Consider the following 11573-nt stretch of genomic DNA (forward strand, 5'->3'; position numbering starts at 1 on the left):
CTTACTGTGAATTTTTTTTGTAATATTTACGGAGTTTTATTAAAATCATAAGGAGGTTTCAGATGTTCAAAACTAAAAATGTTTTTGTACTTATTTTTGTTGCCGCGACTTTAACTTTAATGGGTTGTGGTCCCAAAGTCGGTGGTAATTTTGGAGAAACGGGCGGCGCAGTGAGCGTTTATCCCGCAGAAATTCAACGTTTAATTGATGGTCCTTTCAGAGAGTCTGTTTGGGCAGTAGGTATGGCTACAGCAACCGACCAAGTTGCCGCGTTGAGAAGAGCGCGCTTTGAAGCAACTCAGCAGATTGCTACACAATTTGAGCAAGAAGTCGCAAGTCAACAGCGCGCATTTACTTTAGATATACAAGGCAATGTGGACAATGACGTTTTTGAAACTGTTCAAGAAATTTTTGTTTTGACCACGCTTAACGGCGACAGGATTGTCAAAGAAATGGTTTCGAGAGGTTCAAACGGATTTACGGCTTATGTATTAAGAGCGCTTGATGCCAATATTCTTAAAACTTTGTTGGAAGCACAACAAAACGCAGAAAATCTTAGACAAGCAAGAACAGCTTGGGGAAATCTTGAAGAGAGAATTGCACGTGAAAGAGCCGCAAGAGCAGGAACAAACTTTGCAGAATAATTCCTCGCAAACAATAATAAGTTTCGCAAGGCGTATTTTTGATAATACGCCTTTTTTATACTATATTTACTTGCGCAAATAGTATTCCGACAACACCCTTATTTATTTGTTGTTTTTGTTTTGGGGCGGGTGTTATGTTTTTAATATAATACTTTTTTTGTGGTAAATGCGGGAAAATGTTAAAATTAGTAAAAAAAGGAAAAGGAGAGCGTTTTTGCTCTCCTTTGTTTGTGTTGTTATGACGCGAGGGCGTAGGATTTGTTTCGGCGTATGATGTTTATGTTGTAGAGCTTGTGGGCGTATGTTAGATTGTCTTCGAGAGACAAAGCGTTTGCGGCTGCTAAATCTGCTTTAATCTCGCCTACTTTAAGTCCGTCCATTACGTTGAAGTAGAACTTGTCGGCAGAGAAGTTTGATTTTGTGCCGACCTTTTTTTCAAAACGCATAATGTCGCTTTCTTTGAGTTCTGAGGCTAATAATGCCTCGCCTGTCCATTTAATTTGCTGTGTTTTCATAACGTCCTCCCGTTAATAAAGTTTATTTGTTTCTTTATTTATACAAAATACGTTCTCGCGTGCGCGCGTGTGTCTATAATATATGCAAAAAAGTAAAAAAGAGTTTTGTTGTGTTTTAATCTCACGTAAATAGTGGTGGTTTGTCGGTTTTTTATGAGTTGCGTTCTTGCGACTTTCGGAATGTTTGCGCGAGAAAAGTATTATCGTGAAAACTGTGCTTTGTGGTGGCTTGAAAACTTGACACGTCTGCTGTGATATATAGATTTTGGTTGCAAGAAAGCGAGGTCGTTTATGCTTTTTGATTATTTTGGGTGGCTTCTTAATCGTGAGGGAACTCCTCCGAATTGGGCATAGGTTGAAATGCGTAATTTTATGCGTATTATCGATAGTCTGCGACAGCACGGTTTTGACATAGAAGTTTTGCGAAATCTTATCTCTAATGTTTCTTTTGGTCGGATTGCTTGGAGTGTAGCAGGCGACTTTTTAGATATTGAAAATCCAAGCGACGGTCATATAGCGCAAAGTGGATTTAATAATAAGTGGGTGGCTAATTGGGTAAGCGGCGGCAGTGGTGCAGGAAATGCGTGCGACCGAATAAGAATGCGTTTTGAGGAGGGATATTCGGGAGGAGGTGGTCAAGGCTTTGTGTTTGATTTTGATACAACTTTTGGATTGTTATTTCAAACTATTGCGCCTGCTGGAAATATAAACAACAGGACGCGGTTAAGTCATAGAGGCTTGAACGTAGCTAACGGTGATGAGAGCGGTGTTGGTTTGGGCTGGAATAAAGAAACTGAATATAATGCAGGAGGCGTATTTCAAAATAGAATATCGGACGGTGCTTTGTTGTTTAACCTTACAAATTTAGGGCTTTACTTTTACCAAACGACGAGAAATTCAAATGATAAATATGAATTTATTCGATTTGGGGCAGACCACGGAAGCGAGATTAGCTGTAATGGCGCTAACAGAATGGAAGACCCCGAAATATTCAGAATAGCAAAAAGAAACTCAGACGGTGATTTGTTGGGAAAGGCTCTTACGGTAGAAAATCCTATTGAAGTAGTAGAGGTTTTTTTGTTGCGCTCACCTCAAAATAGACAGATGGTTCAGGAGCTTACAATTCTACACGAAGATGAAATTGTTTTATATGGCTTTGCGGAGCGAATGTATGCCAAAAAGATTGATATACCTGCAATTCCGATGGTTGGCAACGGACGACTTACGATACAAAGAAACGGAAATACTGTTGCTATTTTTAACGCTAATCAAAGCGAAGCAGCTACGGCAAATATAGATGTCGGAATATCACATATAAATGCAGGTAATGGTATTAGCGTAGGAATATCTACAGATACAGACGGAACGAGAACCGCAACTATTACAAATACACAGACAACGGTGGTAGCGGTTCGGCGGTGCAGTGTTGGCAGGGGTCGTTTCTTAATCAGAATGGGCAAGTATCGACAATGTTTAGAGTTGGATGTGGGACGCATAATGACGTGGGCGGTCAAAGCATTATGCACCCAATGCCGATTGTTCCAAGAGGCTCTTTGCCTGCGACTTTATCAATGAATGTGAGGGCTTACTCACGGGCTTTGTCGGGTGGAACAATATCAATTTCGAGGATAAGGGGCGGAACTATTACGGATAATGTCGGCGGAGGACTAACTTTTGGAGCATTAGGAGGGGATAACGAGCTTACTGTGGATAATATGGCAAGTATAACCACCGAAGATTTTGACCGAATTGCAAATGCAGATACGGAAAAAATGGCAATGGAAATGATTAGTGCGCTTATTGAGGCGAAAGCAAGAAGATATGCAAGTATTATTATTGCCGACGACCTTTCAGAAGAGCGCGCGGCAAATGAGGGGAAAGACGCTCGGCGTTGTATTCGCAAGAAGTTAGCAGGGCTATCTGAGATTGACCCGTCGTATTCGTATGATTGGGGCGACAAAGAAAAGGATTATATGGATATTGAAGACGCGGCGTTAAACGGACACGTTGTCGGAAAACTTGTTAGGTATTTGTCGGATAAGGGTTATACAATAAGCCAAATAAGCGATATGAGTAATGCTGAGCTTTACGCGTTGGCGGCAAGAGTTAATGCACACGAAAACCTTATGGTGCGCAATTCTTTAATGGGCGCACCTACAGCAAATAAAATGGCGCACCCTGTTATTGTCAGCGAGACGGTGGAGGCTTCTGTGCCAAGTTTGGATGGTATATACTCAGACCCTATAGCGTGGGAGAAGTATATGGACGAAGCGGTAAGAACAAATAACCGTGCAAGATTAGACGCAATCAGAAATTATGAACGCTCGATAGTAGCGAAAGATTAAAAAAAAGGAGTATGGTATGGCAAATCAAATGACTGCTGTAAATACAAGACCTGCGGGTCAAGTAGTAGCGTTGCCGAGTGTTGGCAAAGAAATATTCTACCAAACATACAGCAAGACGCTTTTCGGTATATTGTCTTATACAGGCAAAAATACCGATACCGTATCTTTGTATGCGGGAAAAAACAATGCGGGTAATGCGGCGATAAAGCGAATAAATATCGCGTCGGGATTACACGGAATGAATGCAGAAGTGCGCAAAATAACAGGGAAAGCGTCTTTTGGCGACAAAGCCCCTGTTGCGACAAATCCGCTTGAATTCGGAAACGTTGAGTATGCGACCAATAAAATCACTTCACCCGAAGTGCCTTTACGTGGCGATATGAGTGTGAAAGAATTAGAGCCGTTTATTGAAGACAGCAACAGCGAGGTGAGAAAAGCATTGACTAATTGGTTTGTGTCTTATCTTGACTATGCTATGGCTCAGTCATTCTTGAACGGAGCAAGTGTAAACTTGTTGGCGAGCAGAATGAGAGGCGGTTTGAACTTTCAATTTACGGGAAGAAGTATCGCAGGAATTCCGCAAATGAACAGAAACGTTTGGATTGCGGACGTGAACAATGACACTATGTTTGACCTCGACTGGGAAACCGTGCATAGCACTTGGGGAGACCTTTTGTGGAACGGAGCTACACAGTCGGCTATTGAAATATTGGCGGCAGATACAGGCGCAGGAGGTTATTTGTCGAGAAACAAACTTGACAAAATCGGACTTATGGCAGCAAACAAAAAGTTTGCACAAGCGACTACTATTGACGCAACGACAAACTTTTTGTTTATCGTTTCGCCCGAAGAAGTTGTTGCACTTCGCCGCTCTATTGACGATAAAGTGCAAATTGACGTTGGAACTTTGCTTAATCAATTAGCATTTTATGGCTTCAAAGAGGGCTTTTTGTATAATGGAATTCTTGTTATAGACCATCCTATACTTAAGGCGTGCTCACCGAAAGTAAATGGCGGAACTTCTCTTCCGACAGGATTTACCGCGCCCGTATTTGGCGGCGGTATGGATTGCGAAGATTGGACAAGTTATGTTCTTGCTCAATCAGATGCGGTCGGAGTTGGCTTCTTGCATGGACGTGAAAGCATTTTGCAAACAGACAACGCGAATATCAAACACGACATAGGAACGGACAAATACGGAAAAGCTATTTGCGTTAAGCAGGAGACAATGTTCGGTGCTGTTCGTAAAGAGTTCCCGCTTGTATCGATTAACGACCAAGCCGTTGATATGCGTATTTCCCTTTCAAAAACTTTATGCCAAATCTTGGACAGGTAAAAGCTCTTCGTTGTTGGGAAAATGTATCGGCAGAGACGGGAAGATATCCGAAGTATAACATAATAACAGGCGGCAATAGATGTGGGAAGACTACAGTTGTTGCCACCGAAGTTTTGCCTGCATTGTGTTATGGTATTGGAGCGATACATCCAAGCCGTCAAAATATAGGAATATATCACCACTTATTAGAGCGAAAACGAAAGAACGGAGGATTAAATATTCGTCTTGTTGCGCCGTCAGATAGTCTGAAAGAAGACGGAGCAATGTATAAGATTATTAAAAAGTGGATACCTGAGGCAAAGTTTAGCGAGAAAGACGGATTTTATCACCGACTTGAAATAAACGGGCAAGTTATAGTTTGCAAGTCGAACGGGCAAAGTCCCGACCAACATTCGGGAACGGAACAAGACCTTATAATTATAGACGAGCCGCTGTCTTCACAGCTATGGGCTGAAAATGTCGCGCGGGTGTCGAAAGGCGGATTTATAATAAATACCATCACGCCTTTGAAAGGTTGCGACTACCTTATAGATATAGCAGATGACCCCGAAAAGTTTAGAAGTGCTGAATTTACAAAGATAAGTATTTGGGATAATTGCAAAGATATAGAGGGCGTAAATGGACACTTGGCGCGTGAGGACATTGAAGACCTTATTGATATGTGGAAGAGCCACCCCGAAGAATTATCAGCCCGAGTTAATGGAGACCTTATGAAGTTAGCAGGGAATATATTTTCAGAGTTTGATAAACATATTCATATAGTAGAAGAACTACCCGAAAACGATTATGTGTACGGCTATGCAATAGACCCGCACCTTGTGAAAGAGCCGTCCGTTATATTTTACGCGCAAGACGCAAGCAATACAATATACATATACGATGAATATCCGCACCGAGAGTGGAATATGATTAAAAGCACAAGCAAGACAATTGAGCATTTCTGCGCAGATATAAAAAACATTGTGAAAGATAAGCCGCACGCATACACTATTGGCGACCCGAACCTTATGAATTTGAAACTCCCGAATACAAATAAAACTATTGCCTCGGAATATCGGCGAAATAAAGTTGCGGTTAATACAAAGATAAACGATAGTATATATATCGGACACGGAGCTATACACGACCATTTGCGCTATAATCCCGAAGAGCCGATAAGCGCAGATAACCGCCCGAAGTTGTTTATATTGCGCAAGTGCAAAAATACAATATCGGCATTTAAGAAATACAGATGGGCTGATGTGGATAGTGATAAAGAGGGCTCGGCTATAGAAAAGTCGCCGTGGAAGTGTTTCATTGATGTGGTGCGTTATGCGTTGGTATCACTGAAACCTTATGATGTGGCTAAAGAAGTATCGACAAGGGCGAAGCGGATAGTTGAAAGTAAGCCGATAGTGTCGAATGATGTTTGTGTGGGGAATGCTAATTTGTGGTAGAAAAAAAGGCAGAGTGGAAGCCCTGCCTTGAAGTTTATAATTTACTTTTGCTCTCGAGCCAATTCCCTAAATGTAATATTATCGCGGCTAAAAAGCCAAACACCGCAAACGGTATAGCGGCAATCTGAAAAGCACTCATAACTAACCTCCTCTCCAATAAAAATACATTCCGCGCAAAGTATTATGATTATAACACATACATTTTACGCATTTTTATCGCTTTCGCATTCTCGACACTTCCAAGATTTGTAAAATAAGACGGGTAGAACCGTTAAAATAACGCGTTTGTTCCCGTCTTAATATTAAACCATTACTAACACTCTTTATCGCGATAAAAATCTTCGCCATCTATGGGAATATTATCGAGGCGCCGAAGATAGCGATTAAGCATATCCTTATCCAAGCCCAAGACCTCGCAAACGTGCCGCTTGCTAAATCCGAAACCCAATAAGCGCATTATATCGTCGCGGTATTTGTCGTATTTAACTTCTCGGTCGGCGCCTTTCGGTCGTCCGAGAACAACGCCAGCCGCTTTCTTCGCCGCCAATGCTTCTTTTGTGCGTTGGCTTATTAGTTCGCGTTCGATTTCGGCGCACATTGCAAGCGACATTGTCATTACTCGCGTTGTCAAGTCGTTGTTTGAGGTATCTATGCGCTCTTTAACGCAGATTAACCGAGAGCCTTTCTCTTTTAGCTTCTCTACCGTTAAGAGAACATCGGTTATTGACCGTCCTAATCTTGATAACTCTGATACTATGAGAGTATCGCCTTTTTGCATTTTTTGGATAAGCGCGCCTAACTCTCTGTGTTCTGCCTTTTTCTTTCCGCTTATTGTTTCAGAAATCCACTCTACAAGTAAAAGCGGACTAATGCCAAGAACGTCAAAATGTTTCATTATTTCTTGTCGTTGGTTTTCGACGGTTTGTTTGTCCGTTGATACTCGGACGTAAGCGTATATCATTTTACACCTCCTCTTTTTTTGTTAATACAGCCAAATTACATTTGACGGGTTTCTTGCTCCCGCGTTTTCTCTCGTTCCTATACCCAAATGGACAAATCCATTCCCTATACCTATTCGAGTAAATCCCTCTCGCTGTGCCGCGTCTATAATTCGCCACCGTTGGGCATTGTCTGTCGTGCGAATATCCGCGCCAAGCACTAACTGAGTAGCAGTAAATGTGTGGTCGCTTGCAAGTGTATTGCTCGCTGTGGACACTTGTGCCGCGTGCTTTTGACATCTGCCGCCCGAATTTATGGAAAAGGGGATACCTGCACGCGTTCTTGCTCTTTGGAGCATATTCATAAGCACAAGAGATACTCTTTCTCCGCCTGCTCCACAGCCACATCGGCAGTTAAATTCTGTTGCGTTGAAGTTGGCGTAATTGTTCCAGTTGATTACTCGTTGCAAAATTACACCTCCCACGGAAATTGTTGTATTAGTTCGTCGCCCCAAATCGGCTTTAGGGAGTTCTTCATAAATAAAGGCACCTTGTCTTTTGCGCACGCTTCTTTAATATCTTCAAGCCATTCGCGCTTAACCTCTACTTTGTTTTTCCTGTTTCCTGTCTCTGCGCCAACTATCACCCAATTGTTTTTTATCTGAGTGTCAATTCCTAAACGTTCTTGTATTGGTTCGATACTAAGAAATGTGTTATATTCGTCCGAGCAAAATATATCATCGTCGCGCTTATTTAACGATGTGCCATACCAATGCTCTTTTGGCAATATCCCCGCATAATTCAAAGCTTCATATCGGCGCGGATTTTTCGTTAAAAACAAATACCGATGTTGCGGAGCTTTGGCGCACGCCGCGAATACTTCCTCAATCCATTCATCAGGCACCCAATCACCGAAAAGGTCTGCCATTGAACATACGAATATGTTTTGCGGCTTTCTAACGGCTTGCGGCTCGTCAAGGCGGTAGCGGTGGAATGTTGGACTAAATCCGTATGGATATGGAACATTAACACTACCGCGAAAACTGCTTGCCGTTTCGGGATAATCCAAACAATGACAATTTTTATCATCACGTTCTTTTACGCCAAACCGCCGAGTAATTCCGCGAGCATAGCAATACGGGCAACCGTGCAAACATCCTGTGATAGGATTCCACGTGTAATCGCACCATTCGATTTTACTTTTGTTCATATTTCCTCCTTTGTTTTGCTTTTATAGTAATTCCTCACAACATTGTAAGCAAATGCTATGGGAATTAAAACTATACCAAGAATTGCTATAATAATCATACTTTGTAATTCGATATAAGCACGAGGTATATTCTTAATTACATCGAAATATATATCTCTATAATGATACAACAGTTCTTTAGCGGTCATTTCAATCATAAACTCCTCCAATGATGACATTCATTGTAATCGTCGGAGGAGTAAAAATGACGACACGTCCTTTCATTTCTGTCGTAAGAGTCGTAAGTAAAGCAATCACAGGCACTCTTATCCTCGTCTTCGTCAAAGGTGCATTTTGGATTTGCATTTTCCGCAATAAAAGACGATACACCCGCAGAAAACCAACAAACATTCATATTTCCTCCTTAAAATTTCGGATATTCTACAAGTCTTACGCCCGATACTTCTTTTCCGCTTACAACAAAAGATACTTTCGCGTTTTTCACGTATTTGTCAAGTTCGTCTTTTCTTATGTCTTCGCCGACTTTTTCAAATTCTTTTCTGAAATGTGGTATTTGTTTGGCAAATACATTTTTCCAGTAAACATTTTTGCTTTCGTCCTCTAACAACATACAGAGATAATTGTCGCCGTTTTTATCTTGCTTGATAGATACGTTTTTTACAAAGCCGTTTTTATTTCCGTCATTGCAAGAGGGGAGAGGTGTATGTTCCTCCTGTTCGTAATATGCGGGGGGCTCATCGTAATGATTGTTATTGCTCGATTTAGAATTATCCTCTTTTTTATGGCTTTCTTGACTGTCAACAACGTCATTGTCAACAATATCAAAAGCCATCATATACAAATATCTGCGCAAGTATGTAATTGCGCCGCCGAGTTGCTGAATTGCCACAGCACCTTTGATGTCGGCATTGACAAACGGACAAGAAAAATTCGCGTGGATTTCGACGTTTTCGCTGTCATATATGTCTAAAACCGCAATATTTCCCTCAATGAAAAAGTTTGTGCAAATACCGTGCTTGTCGCACAGTTCCACAACTTTTGGTAAAAAATCCGACAACTCGAAATAATCAAAGTTTGCAAATTTGTTTTTACCGCTTTTCTTTAAATCTGTTTTTGCAAGTTCTGCCTTTACCGCAGATAATTTTTTATAAACGCTCATTGTTTTTCTCCTTTTGTAAAAAACTTTATAAAATCACTGTTTCCGTAATTTCTATCAGTCAGTTTTATTACTTCTTTTATCGAATACTCTTTTTTGAGTTTGCCATTGCTTTCACAGAAATGTCTAACGCCGCCGTCGCAGGCTCCTGTTATCACTCGGTAGCATTCTATCATATCTTTTAAGGACAATACGCTTTCTGTTGTCAAAGATTTGTATTCTGACACATCGCGGATTGATATTTTGTAGAGGAAACTTTTTTTTGCTTCTTTTAAAGTTTTTCCGTGAGAGTAAACCCCATCTTTCTCTACTACATACGAATTTTCTTTTCTCCCTAAAATATTTCCGTAATAAACTCCGCCTCTTTTTCTTTCTACGAAAAAACAAATATTATAAGCATATAATATTTTGCCATACAATCCTGCGATTACTTCTGTGTAGCGTAAATCCAAAGTTTTCAAGTTAGTCAATCCACTCAACGCTGAAATATCAATTACTTCTGTGTAGGATAAATCCAAAGTTTTCAAGTTAGTCAATCCACTCAACGCTGAAATATCAATTACTTCTGTGTAGCGTAAATCCAAAGTTTTCAAGTTAGTCAATCCACTCAACGCTGAAATATCAATTACTTTTGTGTAGGATAAATCCAAAGTTTTCAAGTTAGTCAATCCACTCAACGCTGAAATATCAATTACTTTTGTGTAGCGTAAATCCAAAGTTTGCGATTTCCACTCAAATTTACCTGTTAGTAAATTGCCGTCTTTGCAAAAAAAATTTACCTTTCCATTATTGATTTTATAACTTGTTGCTGTTTTCATTTTTCGCTCCTTTTGTTAAAATGCTAACTCTACAGTTAGTCTTTCGGATGATGTTTTTACTGTGTATTTCTCGGCGAGTTCTTTGTTCTCTTCTTTGAACTTCGAGCTGTCAAATCTTGACGAGAATACTACTTTACGAACTACTCTGTAATGCCCGTCCGTCGCTTCCAAATTGTCGCCGAGCCTTGCATAAATCGCTTCTTTAAGTGCGTCTTTCTTTTTCTCGAGGGTTTTTATTTGGCTTGACACGTCATTATACATTGCCGCCAAAACCGACATCGGCTCTTCTTCTTGTTCTTTTGCACAATCGGTGCAATGCCAACCTGTCGGCGATACTCTCGCTCCTGTTTCGTCTGGTGTGATTATGCTTCCGCAATCACCGCATACTCTTTCTTCGTCTTTCATTTTAACCTCCCGAGGTTTTTAATTGGTTTATTTTGTTTAAAAAAATTTTGGCGCTTTGTAAATAATCATCCTCTTTATTCAATACTTTTTTAAGCACCTCTATCGCTATAGCTTCCCTTATAGTTGCTCCTTTAACTCCCTTGTAATAATCCTCTATTTGTTTTAAAGTTCTTTCTTTGGGTAAACATCCGACTAACTCTAAAACTTTTTTTTCGATACTCGATTTATTTTTACTTTGTTTTTTCGATAGGGGATTGGCGATATTTGTTTTTTTCTTTTTGCAAAAACTCCAAAACATTTCCTCGGTATCGCAGTTTTCACATTCATAACCCCATTTATCGCAACAAACACGAATTATAACATCGCACCCGTTCCATTCAAACCAAGTATTTAGTCTATTCCCTGCAATTTTTAGCAAATCGTTGTCGCTGACGCCTAATTGTTTCTTAACAATGTCCGAAGCGCAAAAATTACCCTGAAAATATGCATACGCTTTGATTGCTATCATTTGCGCACCTCACAATCGCTTATCAGTGTAGCAAGGATGGCAGATAGTCCCGCTTAACCTCGGGAGTAAAAGCGTATGCATTACCCGCCATCCTTGCATTGTTGATTTTGTTCGACACGGAAAACACCGTTGATTTTTTTTCATTTTAACCTCCCGAGGTTTTTAATTGGTTTATTTTGTCAGTGAATTATTGTGTTTTTACATACTCCTATCCCCCGACGAAAAGAAAATACGTTATTTCCCATAATTGATATTATGTAAA

Annotated in this window: 15 protein-coding genes; 5 read left to right on the forward strand and 10 right to left on the reverse strand. The window is 40.5% G+C overall.

Annotated elements, in window-relative coordinates:
• Positions 1–62 precede the first annotated feature (62 nt).
• The gene (locus FWE23_08750) at positions 63–644 is read left to right on the forward strand and encodes a hypothetical protein (GenBank protein MCL2845518.1); all 582 of its coding nucleotides are present in this window, start codon (positions 63–65) and stop codon (positions 642–644) included.
• 236 nt (positions 645–880) lie between these two features.
• Here FWE23_08750 and FWE23_08755 read toward each other — a convergent pair whose 3' ends face one another.
• Positions 881–1159 (reverse strand): hypothetical protein, encoded by a 279-nt coding sequence (locus FWE23_08755; GenBank protein MCL2845519.1) that lies wholly within the window; start codon positions 1157–1159, stop codon positions 881–883.
• A gap of 360 nt (positions 1160–1519) precedes the next feature.
• Between FWE23_08755 and FWE23_08760 the strand changes: the two genes are divergently transcribed.
• The 4 genes from FWE23_08760 to FWE23_08775 are packed head-to-tail and all read left to right on the forward strand — an operon-like array spanning position 1520 to position 6276.
• Positions 1520–2734, forward strand: coding sequence for a hypothetical protein (locus tag FWE23_08760; protein ID MCL2845520.1), 1215 nt, complete (start codon positions 1520–1522; stop codon positions 2732–2734).
• On the forward strand, positions 2713–3504 hold the full coding sequence (locus tag FWE23_08765; GenBank protein MCL2845521.1) for a hypothetical protein: 792 nt from the start codon (positions 2713–2715) through the stop codon (positions 3502–3504). Before FWE23_08760 ends, FWE23_08765 begins: the two co-directional genes overlap by 22 nt.
• A gap of 16 nt (positions 3505–3520) precedes the next feature.
• Positions 3521–4840, forward strand: coding sequence for a hypothetical protein (locus tag FWE23_08770; protein MCL2845522.1), 1320 nt, complete (start codon positions 3521–3523; stop codon positions 4838–4840).
• Entirely contained in the window at positions 4819–6276 is a 1458-nt protein-coding gene (locus FWE23_08775; protein MCL2845523.1) for a hypothetical protein, read from the forward strand. Before FWE23_08770 ends, FWE23_08775 begins: the two co-directional genes overlap by 22 nt.
• 313 nt (positions 6277–6589) lie before the next feature.
• Here FWE23_08775 and FWE23_08780 read toward each other — a convergent pair whose 3' ends face one another.
• The 9 genes from FWE23_08780 to FWE23_08820 are packed head-to-tail and all read right to left on the reverse strand — an operon-like array spanning position 6590 to position 11221.
• On the reverse strand, positions 6590–7237 hold the full coding sequence (locus FWE23_08780) for a recombinase family protein (GenBank protein MCL2845524.1): 648 nt from the start codon (positions 7235–7237) through the stop codon (positions 6590–6592).
• 21 nt (positions 7238–7258) lie between these two features.
• Complete coding sequence (locus FWE23_08785; GenBank protein ID MCL2845525.1) at positions 7259–7684, reverse strand: D-Ala-D-Ala carboxypeptidase family metallohydrolase; 426 nt, start codon at positions 7682–7684, stop codon at positions 7259–7261.
• A gap of 2 nt (positions 7685–7686) precedes the next feature.
• A complete protein-coding gene (locus FWE23_08790) occupies positions 7687–8424 on the reverse strand; it encodes a phage Gp37/Gp68 family protein (protein ID MCL2845526.1) in 738 nt (245 codons plus the stop codon).
• Positions 8421–8621, reverse strand: a complete 201-nt coding sequence (locus FWE23_08795) for a hypothetical protein (protein MCL2845527.1) — start codon at positions 8619–8621, stop codon at positions 8421–8423. Before FWE23_08795 ends, FWE23_08790 begins: the two co-directional genes overlap by 4 nt.
• Positions 8618–8818 carry a hypothetical protein gene (locus tag FWE23_08800; protein MCL2845528.1) on the reverse strand — a complete coding sequence of 67 codons (201 nt, stop codon included), beginning with the start codon at positions 8816–8818 and terminating at the stop codon, positions 8618–8620. Before FWE23_08800 ends, FWE23_08795 begins: the two co-directional genes overlap by 4 nt.
• A 9-nt stretch (positions 8819–8827) precedes the next feature.
• A complete protein-coding gene (locus FWE23_08805) occupies positions 8828–9583 on the reverse strand; it encodes an ERF family protein (GenBank protein MCL2845529.1) in 756 nt (251 codons plus the stop codon).
• Complete coding sequence (locus tag FWE23_08810) at positions 9580–10398, reverse strand: leucine-rich repeat domain-containing protein (protein MCL2845530.1); 819 nt, start codon at positions 10396–10398, stop codon at positions 9580–9582. The genes FWE23_08805 and FWE23_08810 overlap by 4 nt, the downstream gene beginning before the upstream one ends.
• 15 nt (positions 10399–10413) lie before the next feature.
• Positions 10414–10803, reverse strand: a complete 390-nt coding sequence (locus FWE23_08815; GenBank protein ID MCL2845531.1) for a hypothetical protein — start codon at positions 10801–10803, stop codon at positions 10414–10416.
• A gap of 1 nt (position 10804) precedes the next feature.
• The gene (locus tag FWE23_08820) at positions 10805–11221 is read right to left on the reverse strand and encodes a hypothetical protein (protein ID MCL2845532.1); all 417 of its coding nucleotides are present in this window, start codon (positions 11219–11221) and stop codon (positions 10805–10807) included.
• Positions 11222–11573 lie beyond the last annotated feature (352 nt).

This window comes from Chitinivibrionia bacterium (assembly GCA_009779925.1).
Classification (GTDB): Bacteria; Fibrobacterota; Chitinivibrionia; order Chitinivibrionales; family Chitinivibrionaceae; genus WRFX01.